This is a genomic window from Bacillus safensis FO-36b, from assembly GCF_000691165.1.
Taxonomy (GTDB): Bacteria; Bacillota; Bacilli; order Bacillales; family Bacillaceae; genus Bacillus; species Bacillus safensis.
Genome location: NZ_ASJD01000002.1, coordinates 599016 through 617833 on the forward strand (window position 1 = coordinate 599016; position 18818 = coordinate 617833).

General features: G+C 41.3%; 19 protein-coding genes, 1 pseudogene and 1 riboswitch. Of the genes and pseudogenes, 1 reads left to right on the top strand and 19 read right to left on the bottom strand.

Going from position 1 to position 18818, the window contains the following annotated elements; genetic code table 11:
• Nucleotides 1-136: 136 nt before the first annotated feature.
• From licT to BA81_RS07510, 9 genes are all read right to left on the bottom strand, one after another.
• Nucleotides 137-970, bottom strand: a complete 834-nt coding sequence (gene licT / locus BA81_RS07470) for a BglG family transcription antiterminator LicT (protein WP_034281373.1) — start codon at nucleotides 968-970, stop codon at nucleotides 137-139.
• 235 nt (nucleotides 971-1205) lie between these two features.
• The gene (locus tag BA81_RS07475; RefSeq protein ID WP_034281374.1) at nucleotides 1206-2021 is read right to left on the bottom strand and encodes a YwqG family protein; all 816 of its coding nucleotides are present in this window, start codon (nucleotides 2019-2021) and stop codon (nucleotides 1206-1208) included.
• A gap of 168 nt (nucleotides 2022-2189) precedes the next feature.
• A complete protein-coding gene (locus BA81_RS07480) occupies nucleotides 2190-3029 on the bottom strand; it encodes a methyl-accepting chemotaxis protein (protein WP_034281375.1) in 840 nt (279 codons plus the stop codon).
• Between the two features lie 150 nt (nucleotides 3030-3179).
• Nucleotides 3180-3914, bottom strand: a complete 735-nt coding sequence (locus BA81_RS07485; protein ID WP_034281376.1) for an energy-coupling factor transporter transmembrane component T family protein — start codon at nucleotides 3912-3914, stop codon at nucleotides 3180-3182.
• A complete protein-coding gene (locus BA81_RS07490; RefSeq protein ID WP_034281377.1) occupies nucleotides 3904-5502 on the bottom strand; it encodes an ABC transporter ATP-binding protein in 1599 nt (532 codons plus the stop codon). Before BA81_RS07490 ends, BA81_RS07485 begins: the two co-directional genes overlap by 11 nt.
• Nucleotides 5477-6076, bottom strand: coding sequence for an ECF transporter S component (locus tag BA81_RS07495; RefSeq protein ID WP_025093768.1), 600 nt, complete (start codon nucleotides 6074-6076; stop codon nucleotides 5477-5479). The genes BA81_RS07490 and BA81_RS07495 overlap by 26 nt, the downstream gene beginning before the upstream one ends.
• Nucleotides 6073-6759: a thiaminase II gene (tenA, locus tag BA81_RS07500; RefSeq protein WP_025093767.1), complete on the bottom strand. Its 687-nt coding sequence runs from the start codon at nucleotides 6757-6759 to the stop codon at nucleotides 6073-6075. Before tenA ends, BA81_RS07495 begins: the two co-directional genes overlap by 4 nt.
• An 87-nt stretch (nucleotides 6760-6846) precedes the next feature.
• Nucleotides 6847-6950: riboswitch (TPP riboswitch) on the bottom strand.
• A gap of 56 nt (nucleotides 6951-7006) precedes the next feature.
• On the bottom strand, nucleotides 7007-8134 hold the full coding sequence (locus BA81_RS07505) for a hypothetical protein (RefSeq protein ID WP_034281378.1): 1128 nt from the start codon (nucleotides 8132-8134) through the stop codon (nucleotides 7007-7009).
• Nucleotides 8135-8275: 141 nt separating this feature from the next.
• A complete protein-coding gene (locus BA81_RS07510; protein WP_034281379.1) occupies nucleotides 8276-8932 on the bottom strand; it encodes a type 1 glutamine amidotransferase domain-containing protein in 657 nt (218 codons plus the stop codon).
• A 255-nt stretch (nucleotides 8933-9187) separates the two neighbouring features.
• Between BA81_RS07510 and BA81_RS19715 the strand changes: the two genes are divergently transcribed.
• The gene (locus BA81_RS19715; protein ID WP_003214630.1) at nucleotides 9188-9352 is read left to right on the top strand and encodes a hypothetical protein; all 165 of its coding nucleotides are present in this window, start codon (nucleotides 9188-9190) and stop codon (nucleotides 9350-9352) included.
• A 34-nt stretch (nucleotides 9353-9386) separates the two neighbouring features.
• Here BA81_RS19715 and BA81_RS07515 read toward each other — a convergent pair whose 3' ends face one another.
• From BA81_RS07515 to deoR, 10 genes and pseudogenes are all read right to left on the bottom strand, one after another.
• Nucleotides 9387-9758, bottom strand: a complete 372-nt coding sequence (locus BA81_RS07515; protein ID WP_034281380.1) for a DUF1304 domain-containing protein — start codon at nucleotides 9756-9758, stop codon at nucleotides 9387-9389.
• A 5-nt stretch (nucleotides 9759-9763) separates the two neighbouring features.
• Nucleotides 9764-10018 carry an ORF6C domain-containing protein gene (locus BA81_RS07520; RefSeq protein WP_012011773.1) on the bottom strand — a complete coding sequence of 85 codons (255 nt, stop codon included), beginning with the start codon at nucleotides 10016-10018 and terminating at the stop codon, nucleotides 9764-9766.
• A 206-nt stretch (nucleotides 10019-10224) separates the two neighbouring features.
• The gene (locus BA81_RS07525; protein WP_034281381.1) at nucleotides 10225-12606 is read right to left on the bottom strand and encodes an immune inhibitor A domain-containing protein; all 2382 of its coding nucleotides are present in this window, start codon (nucleotides 12604-12606) and stop codon (nucleotides 10225-10227) included.
• A gap of 189 nt (nucleotides 12607-12795) precedes the next feature.
• Complete coding sequence (locus tag BA81_RS07530) at nucleotides 12796-13089, bottom strand: putative quinol monooxygenase (RefSeq protein WP_024423933.1); 294 nt, start codon at nucleotides 13087-13089, stop codon at nucleotides 12796-12798.
• A gap of 25 nt (nucleotides 13090-13114) precedes the next feature.
• Nucleotides 13115-13753, bottom strand: coding sequence for a nitroreductase family protein (locus tag BA81_RS07535; protein ID WP_034281382.1), 639 nt, complete (start codon nucleotides 13751-13753; stop codon nucleotides 13115-13117).
• A 13-nt stretch (nucleotides 13754-13766) separates the two neighbouring features.
• Nucleotides 13767-14251 (bottom strand): annotated as a pseudogene (locus BA81_RS07540) (MarR family winged helix-turn-helix transcriptional regulator).
• 151 nt (nucleotides 14252-14402) lie between these two features.
• Nucleotides 14403-15704, bottom strand: coding sequence for a pyrimidine-nucleoside phosphorylase (locus BA81_RS07545; protein WP_034281384.1), 1302 nt, complete (start codon nucleotides 15702-15704; stop codon nucleotides 14403-14405).
• A 25-nt stretch (nucleotides 15705-15729) separates the two neighbouring features.
• On the bottom strand, nucleotides 15730-16911 hold the full coding sequence (locus BA81_RS07550) for a NupC/NupG family nucleoside CNT transporter (RefSeq protein WP_034281385.1): 1182 nt from the start codon (nucleotides 16909-16911) through the stop codon (nucleotides 15730-15732).
• Between the two features lie 166 nt (nucleotides 16912-17077).
• On the bottom strand, nucleotides 17078-17749 hold the full coding sequence (gene deoC, locus BA81_RS07555) for a deoxyribose-phosphate aldolase (RefSeq protein ID WP_034281386.1): 672 nt from the start codon (nucleotides 17747-17749) through the stop codon (nucleotides 17078-17080).
• Nucleotides 17750-17833: 84 nt separating this feature from the next.
• Nucleotides 17834-18778, bottom strand: a complete 945-nt coding sequence (gene deoR, locus BA81_RS07560) for a DNA-binding transcriptional repressor DeoR (RefSeq protein ID WP_034281387.1) — start codon at nucleotides 18776-18778, stop codon at nucleotides 17834-17836.
• Nucleotides 18779-18818: the final 40 nt, after the last annotated feature.

Sequence of the window (18818 nt, forward strand, 5' to 3'; positions counted from 1 at the left end):
CGCCTTATCATAGATAGGGACAATGATTTAGGTTTTGCCTGCTTGACCAGTAACAATCCTAAAAGATTGTGGTTATTTAGTTTATAGTTATAAATTATCATGTTAATTTTGTGATGTCAACGCTTTCTTTTTGAATTTATTTTCTTTTTATTACTCTGTCTATATGCAAAGTTAAATATAGCATTTCATCTTCTATGAGACTTCGGTTGTATTCTTTTTGAACATAATCGTTAATTTTTTCTGCGCACTGAAAAGCTGCGGTGTTTTTCTCTTTTACCACTTCATACAGAAACTCGTTTTGATTTTCCATCTGTGTTTCGTTAAACAGACGCTGACCAAAAAACTTCAAATGCGTAACAAAACGGAAATAATTTAATGATTCCTCGTCCAAATCAATTTGAAAGTGATACTTAACGATGTTTAAAATGTCTTGAATGAGTTTGGTGATTTGAATAACGTTTGGCATTTCTTCATTGAGCTCTGCATTGACAATATGCATGGCAATAAAGCCGGCTTCATCCTCAGGAAGATGGATGCTCAGCTTGTCCTCAATGATCCGAATAGCTTCTAAACCGCATCTGAACTCATCTTTATACAGCCGTTTGATTTCCCAGAGCAAGGCATTTTTGATGTCCATTCCTTTTTGATGACGTTCAATGGCAAAGGTGATATGATCCGTCAGCGTCACATAGATGCTGTCATTTAAATTTTTGTTAAGGGTTGTTCTCGCATGCTCAATAATCGCCTCACACACTTGCATATACTCGATTGGAATATCATAAAGCAGGGTTTTGAATTTTTCTGATATATCTTTATTTTGAATAGAAAATACTTTTTCGATTCGTTCTTCGTCAATCGGGTCTCCGCTTTTCTTTTGAAACGCGATCCCTCTGCCCATAATGACCAGCTCATGCTGCTCGTCATCATATGCACTGACAACATTATTATTGATTACTTTAGAAATGATCAATTGATACCCCCCAGTACATTCCGCTTTTTCGAGCATTTTATCGTTGATTCATATGTCATGTTATTATTATTTTCAAAAAAGAGGACTTTAAGATGATTTTACATTTTTTTTTGATACGGTCAACTAGAAAGAATGACATATTACCTCTCAAAAATGACGAAATAGGGGCAAAAAAGTCTAAAAAAATACACAAAAACACTCTAAAAAGAGTGTTTAAAGTGTGTATTTTACAAAATCAAGAGCAGTCCCAATTATAGACGACATTCTCGAAATTTCTTCGTTTAAGGTCTTCTGGTTTGATAAAAAAGTTGGCAATACCGCAATCTCCCCACATCAGATCTACTTCATCATCTGAGTCAATTTGTAATAACAGAACGGTATGTTCTTGATCTACATAGGTACGCGGATCTTCTTGTGTAAACCCTGGATACCCGCCCAATTTGTGACCAAAGCCACTCGCTGTTTCATAAAACTCATCCAGCAGGGCATCTGCTTCATCGCCATTAACACCATCTGCATCTTCGAATAGGTCCCAGCTGTTCTTTCCTGTGACTTTTTCAAAGCGGAAATCTCCTACACTGATCGTTTCGCTTGATAATTCACCTGTGATCGCACCTTCCTTCGTCACAGGAAAATAAAAATCATCTGGAATTTCCACAAAAGAAAAATCAGTCATTAACTCTTCTTCTGCCAAGAAAGGTTCCTCAATAAATTTGATGCGAAAATCTTTTTGCTCTGTTTTATGGTCAATATTCATCCCATAAAGATCATCATGCACAGAAATAAATACTTGCAAAAGTCCTGTTTCTGGATAATCCTTCAGCTTGGGCAGCTGGCCGAAATTAATTTGGGCCAAAAGTTTCATAGGATGTCCTTCGCCGTCAACTGGATATTCGTCGTTTTTGGGGAAGTAAGGATCACCAGCTATTTTGCTGTCGTATGGTCCTGTTTTTCCTTGTTTCATCTGTAATTGAATCATTGGTTTTTCCGTTTCATCTAACAACGGACGGTAGGGTGCAAGTATTTCCTGCAGCTTCGCTGATTGTGTCACGATGATCTTCCTCCTTATGAATAGGTCTAATGCCAAAACTTGTCTCTCTTTTTCTATCATACAGAAGTGTACCCTGGCTGTCAGTGATAAATCGGTCAAAATCCTAACAAGTTTCTCTTCTTAAAATGTAAAAAAACCTCCGATTCAGCTGGAGGTTTTGTCGTTCTTTTATTTCACTTGATAGTTTACTAAGTCGTTTGCTAATGCTTTCATCGTTTCGTTTGTTTCGTGAAGACCTTCAATAATTTTTGTGAAAGTGCCTACTAGCTCTGCCTGATGCTCAGAGGAAGCGACAATTTGCGCAATTTCTTCTTCCATTCCTTTGATCGATCCCTGCACATCTTTTAGGGCTGTTTCAATATCAGTCGTCGCTTGTTTCGCGTGAGTTGACAGCTTTCTCACTTCTGTTGCGACCACTCCAAAACCTGCTCCTGCTTCCCCTACTCTTGCAGCTTCTATTGATGCGTTGAGTCCAAGTAAGTTCGTTTGATCAGAGATACCTTTGATGAGATTGGACACTTGATTGATTTTAGAGGAATTTTCGACAGTGGTTTTCGTATTTTGTAGAATTTGTTCACTTGTCGCTTGTAGTTCCTCTGAATGTGCGGCAACCTGCTGTACCATTGCGACTAGTTTTTCGGAAGCTTCGTTGCTCTCCGTCATGATGTGATCTAATCGTTGTTGATTCGTTTGGTCATATGCCACACAGAAGGCAGCAACCACTTGACCTGATTCATCAGAAATTGGAACGGCTACGATATCCATTGGAATCCCGTATACTTCTTTTGGAATTTGAATAAACGATGGTTCTCTCCCATTTTTCAACATCGCAAAGTTTTGGAATCCAGCATCTAGTGCATCACCAGCTTTAAATCCTAAATCAATATTCCCATGCTGCTGATAATAAAGAACCTTCTCTTTCCCTAAAACAGAAAAGGTTAGCTGCTCTCTCATAGCAAGTCCAATGATTGGTAAAGCGTCTATTATGTTATCAATTCTCTGTGACATTCGCTTACGTTCATCCTCTCTATTTCTCAGTACACCTTCTTTATCGGTTCGTTATATGATCTATTACAGCCTGTAATGTGCACTAATATCAATCAAATGACCTAAGACATATAAAAAGCCCACATTCTATCAAGAGAATGTGGGTGTTTTTTAAACAAAGTAAATGCACATGAAGACACTGATACCGATGAGAAAAAGATACATATAGTCAATCCATGAGGTGCTGATGTTATGATAATACGTTCGCTCTTTCGTCCCTATGAAGCCCCTGGCTTCCATCGCAATCGCTAAGCGCTCTGATTTTCGTACACCTTGTGTAAAAAGGGGCAATGCATAACGCATAAAGGCTTTCCAGCTGTTTTTTTGCTTGTAGCCTCTGATTTTATGTGCAGCTTTCATTTGTTTTAATTCACTTTGAAATAACGGAATAAACCGGAAGCCGGCAAGCATGCCATACGCCCATTTTGGGGACATTCGGCATTGGTGAATCAGACTCATCATAAATGCGGTCAAATCTGTTGTGGACGTAAAAAGGAGACCAAATGTCACAAATCCAAGCATTCTAAAAGCGATGGTGAGCCCATTTCTTAAACTCTCCTCTGTGATATGAAACCACGCCCACTTCCAAACGGTATGATCTCCCTTGCCGAAGGCCGCCATCATCCAGAACACGAGAATAAAAAAGAGCAGATAAGGGACAAGCCTTGTAACGAGATACTTCATATTCCAACCACCTAAAACAACTCCAATGCCAAGAGCAAACAGCCAAATGATAAAGGTTGTTTTAGGGTCAGAAATCGCCATAAGACAGCACATCGCAAGCAGATGAGCGAGTAATTTCATGACTGGATTCACAGTAGAAAGAAAGGAATGATTACTTTGCAATCGTCAGCACGTCCTTTCTTTCTGCCACATAGCGATAATGCAAAGGAGCTCTTAGCCGATAAGTATCAACAAGTTCCTGATTTGAAAATAAATCATAAGGGGTGCCATCATACACATGCTTCCCTTGATGAAACAGAAGCACTTGATCGGCACACTCATCGACAAGCTCCATATCATGTGTGACCATCACAATGGTAGTGCCTTGGCGCTGACGCTCTTTTAAACGCCTCATCAATTCCTTCGCCGTTTTTTCATCCTGCCCGAAAGTCGGTTCATCTAACAGCAATACATCTTGATCAAAGAGGAGCATCGTGGCAACACTCAATCTTCTTTTTTGCCCTAAACTTAAGGTGAAGGGATGTGCTTTTGCATGCTTCTCTAAACCGAACTCTTCCAGCAGCTGAACCGTTTTTTCTTGTACGACAGATTCTGGCCAGTTTCGCTGTCTGCCGCCAAAGGCAATTTCATCGAATACTGTGTCTTGTATAAATTGAAGCTCCGGATTTTGAAACACAAAGCCTGCTTTTTCATATAGTTCTCGGTCTGACCACTTTTTTAGGAGTGTATCTTTTAAGAAAATGTGGCCTTTTTTCGTTGGCTCTAAACGAACCAAATGTTTGAGAAGTGTGCTTTTTCCACTTCCATTTTCCCCAATGATCGCCACCCAATCTCCTGATTTGATATCAAGCTGGAGATCACTCATAATCCTTTTTTTCCCGTAGCTTAATTGCAGATTTTCTGTACGAATCATTGTCTTTCGTTCGATTGATGGCACTTTTTCACGCTGGTCTTTTCGTGCTTTAAAGGTTTGCATAAAAGTTTGACTCAGTGGATGAAATGGATCTTGAATGATCGTGGACCATTTCTCGGGAAATAATTTAGGCCGCCAAATTCCTGCCTCTTTCATTTCTTCCTCATATGCCGCGAGCACATCATTTGGAGCTCCATCTGCTAAAATGCTGCCTTGATCATCTAATAAAATCACCCGGTCCATCCATTCGATGACACCATCAAGCACATGCTCTACAAAAATCATGGTCTGATGCTGATCGGCTGCAAGCTGCTGCAGCAGTTGAAATATGTCCATTCTACCTGCCGGGTCAAGCTGTGCGGTCGGTTCATCAAATAATAGAACATCCGGCTGTAATGCGAGTAGACAAGCAAGTGCCAATCGCTGCTTCATGCCGCCAGATAAAGTGTGAATCTCTGTATGCGGATCGACATTCAGTTGGACTTTTTGCATGAGCTGCTGAATGATGTCATCCATCTCTTCACGAGGGACGGAACGGTTCTCTAAGCTAAAGGCAATTTCTTCATTGACGCGGTGCATACAAAACTGAGAGTCTGGATCTTGAAACATGACGCCTGTATGTCTTTGCAGCACCACTTCGCCCTGCATGTCTGCTTCCACATGCTCTGGAATGATTCCAGCCAGAACCGAAATGAGCGTAGATTTCCCGCTTCCGCTCGGTCCTAAAATAAGCACCTTTTCCCCTTTTTGAATCGTAAGGGAGATTTGATGCAAAACTGGCTTAGGCTGTTCATAAAAACGGACAGAGAGTTCATTGCACGCGAGAAATGAATTCATGCTGTTCACCTTTGTTTCGTTTTTCTTTCATGATGGCATATTGATTCAGTACACCAGTTTTGGATAGTGCGTCCACCACCACTTTCGCAAGGCATCCGCCAAGTATCATTCCACTAATGATTTGAGTCACAAGCGTCATAAGTAAAACTTGAGGCGTATAATATCCGAAGCCATTTGCCACGAGACTATACGCCATCGCTCCGATAGCGGCAAAGGCACCAGAGAGCATCAGTGTCCACATGCGATACCGTTTATAACCAAAAAGAGCAAAGGCGATTTCTGCCCCAAGCCCTTGGCATACACCAATCAGCAGAGCTGAAAGTCCAAAGTGGCTTCCTGTCAATAATTCCACAGCCGCGGCGGCTGTTTCTGCAATCAGGGCAGCCCCCGGCTTTTGAATGATATACGCAACGATTGGACTGGCAATGACCCATATTCCAAACATGATGTTGCCTCCTGCTGGGCCAACAAGTGCTGTAATCGGTAAGTATAGCGTGGACCATCCTAAATAGATCACACCGCAAGCAACGGATAAAATCACCGCAAGGACGACTTCTTTCATCTTCCATGTCATGATGAATGCACCTCCAGTTGAACTGGCCACTCTTCAACAGTGAAGGCCATTTCCCAAAACTTGTACTCGAGCTGGCAGCTTAAGATAAAATGCTGTTTCATTTTTTCCTTTTCCTTCTCACTTGCTGCTTCCGCCAACTGATCGAGCCGCTTGCAAAGCTCACCTGTGACAGAATCGGTTAATCCTCCATAAAACGTGATCCACTCATAAAACGGATGTGACGGGTCCGGCTGCACATCTGTAAGCATTCGCTTCCCTATTTCCCAATATGTCCAAGGACATGGAAGCAGGACAGCGATGATTTCACCAAGCGTGCCTTCTTGCGCAACTTGCAGCATGTGATGAATATAGTGATGAGCACTCGGAGCCAAAGAAGCACCTTGGAGCTCATCATATGCTACTCCTGCCACTCGGCAAAGGTTTTGATGAGGGTGCGTCTCACTATCTAGTACAAACGCAATCTGCTGATGAAAAAACGCAATATCCTCTCTGTCTGTACATCTGCTGAGCGCTGCTGCATAAATTTTAATGAATGCTTGTAAGTATTCTGCATCTTGTTTGACGTAATGAATGATTTGTTCCTTTTCCAGCTTTCCTGCTGCCAGGCCTCTGACGAACGGATGCTGATAAATGGCTTCAAATAACGGTTCTGCTTCTTTCCTTAATTGCGTAGAAAATGTCATAAAAAAAGCCTCCTCTTCTTCAGTTGAATAAATGAAAAAGCCACCCCAAATGGAGCGGCCTTCTTATCAATTCAATCATGAATAAGACAAGGTCCAGCTCCACTTCCCTCCGCTAGTACGAACTAGATCAGGTTCAAAGGGTCCAAGATTTTCTCTTGTCTCAGTCATACATGACTCCCCTAGTGGACTTTTGTCATTTAATTATCTTTACTCTACACATGTGGCGATTTGATGTCAACCGCCTTTCTTAATTCAACGTTCTGATTGTTGGCAGCTTCTCGATCCCTGCAGCATAGTAGAAATTCAGCACACTGAAGAAATCAATCGGCTTTCCTGTTTTTAAATCTACAGCTAAAATATGATCACCGTAATTTGTCATATCATCAATATCTAAGCGTCTTGGTGTTGTCTTCCCGAGTGTATCAACAAAGGTATCATGGTAATATTGCCCGCTTGCATATGATGATTGATGGTACATAAACAATGTCTCAACATCTAAGTAAACGAGGATGGCTTCTGAGGAGCTCGCATAAGGAGCTGAGTATGACACAGGAGCCGAAATGTTTTTTACTTTCACACTTGAGATTGAATGAGTTCTTTGTTCGTATTTTCCATCATAAGAGAAATAAAAAACACGCTCCCATTCATAATTTGCTGTCTTTGTTTGCTTATTGTATACTTTTGTACCATTTGCAAATACATCACCGTTTGCATACTCAGCTACAAAATATTGCAAGGTGGACGAAAGAGATACAGCCCCCGTGAAATTGGGCGGGTTTTTTGCATTTACTTGTATCGTGTAGGAATCTCCAAATTCTCCGCCGCTTGTAATACCGAATGCATAATCACCTGCTGGTAAGCTGGTCAATCCAAGCAGGCTGCCTGCCGGTTGAATCAAATCTGTCGGGTAGGCTTGTCCTGTTTCATAATCAACAACAAATAATTGAACAAAATAATCAGGGTTTGAAGAGGTAATCCGGCTGATGAGTGCCTGAGGTGAAGATGTGCTTAAAAACCATAAATCAACTGGGTCGTCCTCTGTTAAGACAGCCGATTGATTAATAGCTAGTCCATCAATGGAGCGAACGGCAGACGTGCGCATTTTGCCTTCTTTAGCAGCTTTTCGTTTGATACTGATTCCTTTCTTCTTATTCACTTTAAATGATTTTTTCACTTGCTTCTGTTGAATAGCGGTTCCTTCATCCTGCTTTTCAAACGATTCTTGCACTTGCTGAATCGCTTTTTCCGTCAGTGGTGATATTTTCCCTTCTGATTTCGGTGCTTCTTCTGCTTTTAATGCTGGTGACAACAAACCTGTTGCGACGAGTAAAACAGATAGTAAAGCTGCGGTGATTTTGACATAAAATGCTCTCACAGGAACATCCCCTTTTTCCTCATTTGGGTTTTTTACCCTGTGATTATTTTACCATTATTCTAATTATTGTTTTGGTCTTTTTTGGGACATTTTTATAACAAAAAAACCAGCCACATGAGTCACGACTGGTTTTTGATCGTTTTATGCAATAGTTTTGACAAACAAGCGTGCTGTTTCTGCACTTGATCCCGGGTTTTGTCCAGTGATGATTTGTCCGTCAACGACAGCAAATGGCGCAAAGGCGTCTCCTTTTTCAAACGCTGCCCCCTGCTCACGAAGTTTTGTTTCCAATAAAAATGGAACCTTTGATGTCAGCTGCACGGCTTCCTCTTCTTCGTTTGTAAAGCCTGTGATTTTTTTGCCTTCGATAAATGATTTGCCATTTTCATCCTTCACATCAACGAATGCTGAAACACCATGACAAACGGCTCCGATCGCACCATTTTTATCTGAAACTGCTAAGATCGCATCCGCTACCAGTTGATTAGACGCAAAGTCGATCATAGGGCCGTGCCCTCCAGCAAAGAAAATTCCGTCATAATCAGCGGGATTCACATCTGTAAGCGCCTTTGTGTCTTGAAGTAATTCATATACATCTTGATATTGCGCTGGGACACCTTCAGGAATTGAATTTTTGTCAATTGGTACAGTGCCACCTTGAATAGAGACAATTTGTACTTCTAGTTCATTTTCTTTAAAGATATGAAATGGCTCTGCCAACTCTTCTAGCCATAAGCCTGTTGGATGTCCATTCATTTCTGGGCTGCTTGTCGATACTAATAACACTTTCTTACTCATCTTGATCATCCTTTCGATTTATCCTGTGGTTATTTTATATTTTGCACAATTAAATATCAAGCAATATGACTTTAGGCCAGCTCATTATGTTATACCCGATTTTCTAAAAAATATGGTATGACTCGAAATCTAATCAATATGTCACATTCTATTGGTAGGGAATTTCATGTAAAATTGTCATTGAGTGATATAATATGAGGAAAGATTGACAGATCTCTCGTCACATGAGGGGATTTTTAAAGGAGTGGAAAAGAGATGAAAACCTATTCGATTGTGATGATCATCATCACGCTCTGTATTATATTGGCCGTCTTTTTGATGAACCTAACGGGGGTCATGTACGGAAAAATCATTTTGGCCGTTGCCGTTGCCCTTTGTCTGACATCCATTATTCGTTTGATGGGTCTTCGAAAAAGATAAAAGCCGCCCTCACCAGGGGCGGCTTTATTTAAGATTAGATCGCCAGCATCAGTGCAATGAGTGCGAGCAGTGCTGGTACTCCTTGTTTGATGATAATTGATTTATTGGATGTTACACCGCCAAATACTGCTGCGATGATCACACAAAGAATGAAAAACAGCTGAATCATATATCCAACGGTATTCGATCCAAGAATGAGCCCCCAAATGAGTCCTGCAGCTAAAAACCCGTTATAAAGCCCCTGATTGGCAAACATTACTTTGACATTTGGATCTTTTTGCAAGTGTTCTGGCAGCTTAAAAGATCGCTTCGCCATCTTTGATTCCATAAAAAACATTTCTAATAACATGATGACAATGTGTTCTAATGCGACAATTCCTACTAAAATCATTGCTAAAATATTCAATTTAGTTAATTCCTTTCTGATAGACGGTCACGAATCTCTATTTTGTCCGTGTATAAATCAAAGTCTTGTATTAATTCTAGCGCTTCTGTAAAGCGACTTTGTGGAATGTCTTTCATTTTTCTCACGCCGAATTCCTTTTTAATAAAAGCCATGATGGTATTGATATGAAGCTTACCGTGGCCATCATACTCCAAATGGCTGCAAAAAGTCTGCATCGTCCCTCGAATCACCTTTAATTGCTTGGCAGTGACACAACTCATTGGTAACGCTCATCCTTTCCTTTGTTTTAACAGCTAAAAAGAATCATGGTTGAAAGAAAAACCTTCCAGTGTCTATTATATAATGGTTTCATTCGGATATCAAAATAAAAAAGAACAGACATTCGATTTAAAAAACAATCGTGCCCTCACAATCCTTTTCTCACATATCAAAAAGCCGGATTCAATGGTAGAATCCGGCTTTCTATTTAGTTACTTTTCGAAATTAATACCTTTCCAACAGAACGATCCTTACTTTGTCCAACGACTTTAAAGGATAACCCATATGTCGGTACATCGCGTCCTGCATCTGGGTTGTTTGGATTCACATAGTTCTTTTTATCACTAAATGTACGAGCCGGTCGAATGTAGCGATCTTGCAAAGTTAAGCCCGTTGTTGCTGTATAATCTATATTCAGCTTCGTACTTGGATTCAAAGAGAATGCTGCATCATGTACTTGGAACCCTGTGGCGGCAATGGAACCGTCACTCCATTTTAATACTTGCTGATCTGCATCTACTACGCCAAGGAATCCGTTCCCCGGATGTTTTCCTACCCAGTTATCACTGTATGATTGATCGACATACCAAACGACCAACCCGTTATTATAGCTCATCAGACTTGCCCCGCGTTTAATATGCTTTAAGCCTTTATCGACATCAGCATAAGAGCGCCACTCTAGTAAATAGTATTGTGCTGCATATTGTTTTCCATTAGATTTTGAGAATCCATTAAAGGTAAAAGTAGACGTGCCCTCGGCATCATCTGACCATACTTTCGCTCCATCTGCCGTGATGTTCAGGTCATCTACGAATAAGCCTGGAAGTGAATAGCCTGCATCAGTTGTATAACGGAATTGCAGGTCGATTTTCTTCCCTGCATAAGCAGACAGGTCAAAGGCTGCATCTACCCAGCCGTCTGATTTTCCGTCGATGCCATTGCCTTCGTTTGCACCTGCTTCATTTCGATCATTCGTGATGTTACCCGCGATGGTCTTCCATTGATCAGTCCCTGTTTCACGCACTTCGACATACGCATAATCATAATCTTCTTCAATATCGTACCATGCTTTAAATGTCAGCTCTGCTTTGCTTACTTTTGACAAATCAATACCTGTTGTCGTCATGGTTGCATTCAAATTGTCACCCGTTCCGCTGAAGTACGAATATTTCCCTTGAGCAGGTGTCGTGACGACAATCTCTTTATCTGGTAAATCGACTCGAACGGCATCATGGTTCGTTCCTTTTGTTGCTGCTTCATCAATTAATACTGTTTTGCTTTTCTTTAATGTTTTACCATCGATGGTTTGTCCAGAAAGCCAGTTGCCCCCATGCAAATTTTGAAGCATTTCTTTCGCATATGGGCTAAAGCCTGTTGGTTCTGTACCAGGAACTTTACCTGCCCAGCTTCCGCTTGACATAATCGACCAGTAAGAAACGGGCTCTCCTCTGCCTGTGTACTGTGTATCGTACTCGTCAGGAAGACCAAGATCATGTCCGAATTCATGTGTGAACACACCTGCTGCTCCATCTTCAGGCTCAATGGTGTAATCCAAAGCACCTAATTTCCCGCCTTGTCCGACTTCAGATTCAGTATCCGGAATTTCAAATACATCACCAAGTGACCAGCGGTGTGACCAAATCGCATCAGCGCCAAGTTGTCCGCCACCTGCTTCTTCACCTACGCCGGCGTGAACGACCATCAGATGGTCAATGATGCCGTCTGGCTCGTTATAAACCCCGTCGCCATCAATATCATAGCGATCCCATTGATCATACTCGCTGAGATCAATATTCGGATCTTTTGCTGCTGCTTCGAGTGCTTCTTTCACCAATTCGCGCGGTCTGCCGTCACTGCCTGAATCGTCAGGTACGTTCCCGCCGTAATAAGCTGCTTCATGCTTCGCTGTATACCATCCTGCAACTGTTCCACTAACTGTGTAACTGCCGCCAGACTGCTTTTCATAATATTGCTTCATGGATACTTTCCGTTTCCCATCTGGACCGATGTAGCCATTTTTTCCGAAAAGCATATCTTGATAGTGCTGTTGATCGTACTTGTCATAGTACATATCAGTCTCTTCTTTTTTGATACTATTATGCTTATAATCTTTAAAATCTACTAATAAAACCAATACTTTATCATTGCGGACGTCACCTTTATACTTTTCCTTTTTGACCGGTTTTACTTGATTGCCTTCTTTTCCTTTATGCTTCTTTAATTTTTTCTTTTTGGCAAGTTTGTTATGTACCTCTTGTTTGTATTCTTTCAGGAATTCAGGCTCTTCTGTTAAGGTGCTGGCACTTTGTTTCATTGCCGATTCTTCTTTTTTCTTTAGATAGTTCTTTAATGCTTTTTGGGTTTCTGCCTCATTGGCATTCTTTTTGATCTTTCCTTGTTTTTTCAAGGCTTTGATAAGACGGTCTTCATTCACGACACTTGAGTCAAATGGAATACCTGAATAATGACCGCCATCTGAGGATGTTGATTTTTCTGTGGTGTGGGCAGATAGAGGGGTGCTGAAAGCTGTCAATGTGCCTAAACTTAGGACAGCGGTTAGTGCAATTTTCGTCCATTTCCCTTTTTTCATATTGGTTCCTCCCTATTTTGGTAATAAATAATATCTAATTCTAGCATATTCCAATATAGTTAAGTCGAAAAACATTTTATTTTCAGAAATTTTGTGGAAAATGCACAATACGTGAATGAAATGGGTGGAACCATATGTCGAAAATAAAAGAACCCTAGGCGATAACCGCCTAGGGTGTTTGTTGTTTTTCTATGAAAGCTGCTGGCCTTGAAAGGCAACCACGTCAAGTGGAGCGGCTAAGAATTCTTTTGCCTTCGCTACGAAAGCCTGGAAATGAGCACTTGCATTATGGCTCTGAACCGCAGCGTCATCTTTCCACACTTCTACCATTAAAAATGTATTTTCCTTTTCTGTATCCTTGAACAGCTTGTAGGAAACATTGCCTTCTTCAGCCTGTGAAGCTTTCATTAATTCGTTGATTTCTTCTAAAAATACGTTTTCTTTTTCTGGATGAATGGTCATCCCTGCATGAATAATGATCATGTGATCGTCTCCCTTTTTTTAAAAATTATTTCCACTCTGTGATACGGTCGATCGGTAAACGGTAAGATGCATAACCTTCGTCAGCCGCTTTCCCAATGGACAGAAGCATGACTGGTACATAACGTTCTTTATCCCATCCAAATGTTTCAGCGATGACTTCTTTATCATATCCGCCAATTGGATTTGTATCATAACCGTGTGCACGTGCAGCAAGCATAAGCTGCATAGACACAAGTCCACCGTCAATTAAGATTGTTTCACGATTCACTTGTTCTGGAAGAGCTTCAAAATGTGCAGTTAATGCAGCAATTTGTCTTTCTTTCACTTCTTGCGGCATGTAGCCATTTTCTACTGCTTTTGAATAAATTTCTTCTAAGTATTCATTGTTTTTCATATCTGCAAAAACTGCAATGACAGCTGTTGATGTTGACACTTGAGTTTGGTTGAATTTTGCAAGTGGTGCAAGCTTTTCTTTTCCTTCTGGGCTGTCAATCACCATGAAGCGCCAAGGTTGTGCATTTACTGATGATGGTGCAGTTGTTGCTTCTTCTAAAATCTCTGTCATTTCTTCTTTGCTGATTTTCACAGATGGATCATAGTTACGAATAGAGCGGCGCCCTTTCATAATTTCCATAAAATCGTTTGTTTTTAATGTTGTAGCCATGTGTAACACTCCTTTAGGTTGTTTGAATCTTTTCGATGTTTTGTTGTATACGGATGAGCACATCAGTGAGAAGCCTTCGTTCTTCTTCACTTACGTTTTCAAGCATTTCTGAGATAAATCGTTCTTTTTCTATTTTAGAAGCTTCGATTCTCGTTCTGCCTTCTTCTGTTAAGCGGACAAGTGTGACTCGATTATCTTCTGGTTTTCTTCTGCGTGTGACCATTCCTTTTGTTTCCAGCTGTTTTAAATGACGCGTCACAGCTGCACTATCAATATTTACTTTTTTCTGCAAATCTGATTGGCTGATTTCATCGGCTTGGAATAACAGCGATAGCAACTCAAGTCTTGATTGGCTGATGCCCGTACATGCTTCGAACTTCACGCCCATCATACGGTTCACGCACTGCAAACGATATAATATCTCTGCCTCTTCAGAGCAAAATGCAGTCAATGCCATCCCCTCTTTTCTATTCAGAAATCAATTACTTGATATATCAATCATTGACTCGTCAATTAATATACACCCATTGTTTGATGATTGCAAGAGGTTTGTTTCATAAAGTGAATTTTTTTATTTCAATAGAAAAAGACGCGCCTAAAATAACCATAAAAAAAGACAAAAGCGACGAATCGCTTTTGTCCTTTTTCTTTATTCAGTAATGACCGTGTGGATCAATGTTGGTGCATCGGCATGATCAGCAATGCGGATGTTGTCATAAATTTTCTCCATGACATTTGCAACATCTTCACGATTCGCATGCAGAGTCACAAGTGAATCTCCTTTTTCAACACGATCTCCCACTTTTTTGTTCAGCATGATGCCGACAGATAGGTCGATATCGTCCTCTTTTGTTGCGCGTCCTGCTCCAAGGATCATCGCTGCAACACCAATTTCATCCGCGACGATTTCAGCTACGACACCTGATCCTTTGGCAGGTACTTCAATTTTGTAAGGTGCTTGCGGCAGTTTTTCAGGCTGATCCACAATTGAGCTGTCTCCACCTTGGTTTTTTAAGAATTCCTTGAATTTCTCAAGTGCTTTGCCGTTTTTCATCACTTCAATCAGCTTTTCTCTTGCTTCATCAAGCGTTTCTGCTTTTTTCGCAAGAACGACCATTTGACTTCCTAATGTGAGCACAAGCTCGTTTAAGTCTTCAGGGCCTTCGCCTTTAAGTGTGTCAATCGCTTCTTTCACTTCAAGGGAATTCCCAATCGCTAATCCTAGCGGCTGAGACATATCAGAGATGACCGCCATTGTTTGTCTGCCTACGTTGTTACCGATGCGAACCATGGCTTTTGCAAGCTTTTCTGAGTCTTCTGGTGTTTTCATGAAAGCACCTGCGCCTGTTTTCACATCAAGTACAATCGCATCTGCACCAGCAGCGATTTTCTTACTCATAATGGAGCTTGCAATAAGCGGAATTGAGTTAACAGTTCCTGTCACATCACGAAGAGCATACAGCTTTTTATCAGCTGGTGTCAGGTTGCCTGATTGCCCAATGACCGCTACTTTATGACGGTTCACGAGCTCGATGAATTCGTCTTTTGTAATTTCTACGTGGAAGCCTTTCACCGCTTCAAGCTTGTCCACTGTACCGCCTGTATGCCCAAGGCCGCGCCCAGACATTTTCGCAACAGGTACATCTAGTGCTGCAACAAGAGGGGCGAGTACAAGCGTTGTTGTATCGCCTACTCCGCCTGTTGAGTGCTTGTCTACTTTAATACCGTCAATGGCAGACAGGTCAATTGTATCTCCTGAGTTCGCCATAGCGAGTGTTAAGTCTGCACGTTCTTGATCCGTCATATCTTGGAAGAAAATTGCCATAGCCAAGGCACTTGCTTGGTAGTCAGGAATTGTTCCATCCGTATAACCTTTGACAAAGAAAGAAATTTCCTCTGAAGATAATTCTTTTCCGTCACGTTTTTTCGCAATGATATCTACCATTCTCATTGTTTTCACCATTCCTTTTTTTAAATTAGAAAATTAAACCGACTACACCTGCTGTTAAGAAGCTGACAAGAGTTGCACCGAACAACAGCTTTAATCCAAATCGTGCGACGACGTTCCCCTGCTTTTCGTTTAAGCCTTTGACTGCTCCAGCAATGATACCGATAGAAGAGAAGTTCGCAAATGATACAAGGAATACAGAAATGATCGCTTCTGTACGAGCAGTGAAATGCAGACCGTCTCCAGATAGAGCGAGCATCGCAACAAATTCGTTCGATACCATTTTGGTTGCCATAATGCTTCCTGCTTGTACCGCTTCGCTCCAAGGTACACCAACAAGGAACGCAAATGGAGCAAAGACATATCCAAGTACATCTTGGAAAGAAACACCAATGACTGCTGTAAAGATACCGTTAATCATCGCAATTAATGCAACGAATCCAATCAACATTGCAGCAACAACAATCGCTACTTTGAAACCATCCATAATGTATTCGCCAAGCATTTCGAAGAAGGATTGTCTTTCTTCCTCGACGACTTCAAGCATGTCTTCGTCCTTAGACACTTCATATGGATTGATGATCGATGCGATAATAAATCCACCAAATAGGTTCAGCACAAGTGCTGTAACCACGTACTCTGGTTTAATCATTTGCATGTATGCACCAACAATCGACATCGATACCGTCGACATTGCAGATGCACATAATGTATAAAGACGCTGCTGAGGTAATAATCCAAGCTGTTTCTTAATAGAAATAAAGACTTCTGATTGACCTAAAATCGCAGACGCTACTGCGTTGTAAGATTCTAGTTTCCCCATACCGTTTACTTTACTAAGCAAATATCCGATTCCGCGTACGATAAGCGGAAGAATACGCCAATGCTGCAGGATACCGATTAACGCCGAGATAAAGACGATCGGCAGTAAGACGTTGATGAAGAAAGTGGACGCTTTATCATTCATTAACCCGCCAAATACGAAGTTGATTCCTTCACCGGCATAGCCTAGAAGCATTTGGAATCCTTTTGCAAAACCTCCGACTAGGAAGTTTCCAACACCTGTATTGAGCAGAATATAACCTAAAATAAATTGCAGTACAATCATGACAATTACTGGACGGAATTTCACTCGTTTTTTCCCATTACTAGCCAGCCATGCAATGGCGAGAATCACTAGCAAACCGATGATACCAATCACGTATTTCATGTTTTTCCTCCTTGAATGAATTCGTTTACATTAATGTGCTTGTATGGAACAATCCCTATTTCGTAAACAAAATGCGGAAGAAATTCCCAGAAGTGAGATCCTTCCGCATATGACTTTTTCATCATTTATGAGTCATGAATGTTATCCTACCATAGGATCGTATGAATTAATAGTCTTTCGAAGGAGCTGATTGATCCCCTTTGATAATGGAAACGCCTGCACTAGCGCCAATACGGGTAGCACCTGCTGCTGTCATTGCCTCAACGTCTTCTTTTGTTCTCACGCCGCCTGATGCTTTCACACCGATGTCAGGTCCTACTGTTTTACGCATTAATGCGATGTCCTCAGCAGTCGCACCGCCTGTACTAAATCCAGTCGATGTTTTCACAAAATCAGCGCCGGCTTTCACTGAAAGCTCACAAGCTTTGACTTTCTCTTCATCAGTAAGTAAACATGTTTCAATAATGACTTTCACTAATGCTTTGCCTTTTGCTACGTCTACAACTGCACGAATATCTTGTTCAACCACATCATATTCGCCGTCTTTCAATGCCGCAACATTGATGACCATGTCCACTTCTGTGGCACCGTTTTCAATGGCATCCTTTGTTTCGAATGCTTTTACCGCTGTTGTGTTTGCGCCTAACGGGAAACCGATGACTGTACATACATCTACACCTGTTCCTGCTAGTTCTTTCGACGCTAGAGATACCCAAGTTGGGTTTACGCAAACAGATGCAAATTGATGAGTCTTTGCTTCTTCAAGTAACTGCATAATTGCAGCTCTAGTTGTATCTGGTTTTAGTGCTGTATGATCAATGAGCTTTGCTATCGTCATGCTTCACACTTCCTTTTAATTATGATACTTTCATCATATATGACGGATGAACAATTGTAAACACGGTTATGAAATTTTGTTCATCTATTTTGTGACATTTAAAAGAGCCCTCGCTGTGTGCTGATCGATGATCAATACATTCGCATATTTTCCTCTTAGTGCGCCGTGTATAGAAGCCACCTTTCGATGACCGCCAGCGACAAGAATGGATCGTTCTTTCGTCCTTAAATCATCTAGCTCCACGCCAATTGTGCGATTGTTAATGGCTTCACTGCAAATGCGTCCATCTTGATCATAAAAACGCGAGCAAATGTCTCCGACACTGGATGCCTTGAGGAGCGCTTTTTCTTCTTCACGGAAATAACCTAGTCTAAACAATAGCGCCTCATCTCTTACCGTTCCAACAGTAAACACAGCGATATTCGCCTGCTTGCCCATTTCAATAATTCGCTGAATATGTCTGTCCTGCTCAACCATTTCCTTGACGGCAGCACTATCAAATACAACAGGAAGCGGCAAATAGCGCGGTGCTGTTTGAAAGGCCTCAGCAAACAGCTGGATGGTTTCCGCAGAATATGTATTCACATGAGAATGGCTGATTCCACCCTTGAGCTGGACAACCTCTACACCTTTTACCTGTTTAGGTTGCATCTTTTGTGCAATTTGATACATAGTCGTTCCCCAGCTCACGCCAACGATATCACCGTCTTTCACCGTTTCTTGCAAGTAATCTGCACCAAATCGGCTCAAATAATCGGTGATGGTTGGATAGTCGTCCTTCGGCGAAAACACCACATGAGCTTCGAGCAGGTCATATTTTTCCTTGAGCAATGAAGAAAGCTCATTTAAATCTTCAAACGGATCCATCACCGTAATCTGGACGTACCCCTTCTCTTTCGCATATTGAAGCAGCCGAGATACAGTCGGTCTCGACAGGTCGAGCTGTTTGGCAATTTCCTGCTGGCTGTAATCAGACAAATAGTAAAGCCTTGCCGCTTCAATACTCAGCTGTTGTTTCTCTCGATCCATTCATACGCCCCCTTTTTCTTCTATCATAACAAATTGTTCA

Excerpts from the sequence above, each read along its gene's own strand:
- BA81_RS07480 (WP_034281375.1), bottom strand. The coding sequence starts at position 3,029 with ATGTCACAGAGAATTGATAACATAATAGACGCTTTACCAATCATTGGA.
- BA81_RS07490 (WP_034281377.1), bottom strand. The coding sequence starts at position 5,502 with ATGAATTCATTTCTCGCGTGCAATGAACTCTCTGTCCGTTTTTATGAA.
- BA81_RS07495 (WP_025093768.1), bottom strand. The coding sequence starts at position 6,076 with ATGACATGGAAGATGAAAGAAGTCGTCCTTGCGGTGATTTTATCCGTT.
- tenA (WP_025093767.1), bottom strand. The coding sequence starts at position 6,759 with ATGACATTTTCTACGCAATTAAGGAAAGAAGCAGAACCGTTATTTGAA.
- BA81_RS07510 (WP_034281379.1), bottom strand. The coding sequence starts at position 8,932 with ATGAGTAAGAAAGTGTTATTAGTATCGACAAGCAGCCCAGAAATGAAT.
- BA81_RS19715 (WP_003214630.1), top strand. The coding sequence starts at position 9,188 with ATGAAAACCTATTCGATTGTGATGATCATCATCACGCTCTGTATTATA.
- BA81_RS07520 (WP_012011773.1), bottom strand. The coding sequence starts at position 10,018 with ATGAGTTGTGTCACTGCCAAGCAATTAAAGGTGATTCGAGGGACGATG.
- BA81_RS07525 (WP_034281381.1), bottom strand. The coding sequence starts at position 12,606 with ATGAAAAAAGGGAAATGGACGAAAATTGCACTAACCGCTGTCCTAAGT.
- BA81_RS07530 (WP_024423933.1), bottom strand. The coding sequence starts at position 13,089 with ATGATCATTATTCATGCAGGGATGACCATTCATCCAGAAAAAGAAAAC.
- BA81_RS07535 (WP_034281382.1), bottom strand. The coding sequence starts at position 13,753 with ATGGCTACAACATTAAAAACAAACGATTTTATGGAAATTATGAAAGGG.
- BA81_RS07545 (WP_034281384.1), bottom strand. The coding sequence starts at position 15,704 with ATGAGAATGGTAGATATCATTGCGAAAAAACGTGACGGAAAAGAATTA.
- BA81_RS07550 (WP_034281385.1), bottom strand. The coding sequence starts at position 16,911 with ATGAAATACGTGATTGGTATCATCGGTTTGCTAGTGATTCTCGCCATT.
- deoC (WP_034281386.1), bottom strand. The coding sequence starts at position 17,749 with ATGACGATAGCAAAGCTCATTGATCATACAGCACTAAAACCAGATACA.
- deoR (WP_034281387.1), bottom strand. The coding sequence starts at position 18,778 with ATGGATCGAGAGAAACAACAGCTGAGTATTGAAGCGGCAAGGCTTTAC.